The sequence below is a fragment of the Holdemanella sp. DFI.5.55 genome, assembly GCF_020593575.1.
In the GTDB taxonomy this organism is placed as follows: Bacteria; Bacillota_I; Bacilli_A; order Erysipelotrichales; family Erysipelotrichaceae; genus Holdemanella; species Holdemanella hominis.
This window is the reverse complement of the sequence record NZ_JAJDMK010000354.1, coordinates 1-241: the sequence shown is the minus strand read 5'-3', so window position 1 is coordinate 241 and position 241 is coordinate 1. Positions and strand designations below refer to the sequence as shown.

Here is a 241-nt window from a genome sequence, read left to right as displayed (position 1 = left end):
GTCAGAGACGGGGGACGCTTGGCAGCAACGATCTATTTTACCGGTGGGACGATCGGTCAGATTCATCACATCGACTGGTACGATCAGACTGGCAGCCTGACTTTACGCAATACTTATGACATTCGGGGCTTTAAGGCTGTTGACGAGTTCTTTGGTCAGGATGGTCATGAGTTCAATGCCCGCTACTATCGCCCCGATGGTCAGCTGTATCTGGAACGCTACTTTGTCAAATCGGTCCAGA

The 241-nt window shown here is 51.0% G+C and carries 1 protein-coding gene; it reads left to right on the top strand.

All coding sequences use genetic code 11. The annotated features are described in order from the left end of the window. Positions 1–18: 18 nt before the first annotated feature. A partial coding sequence (locus tag LJE08_RS14390) for a hypothetical protein (RefSeq protein WP_227403632.1) occupies positions 19–241 on the top strand: 223 nt, incomplete at its 3' end.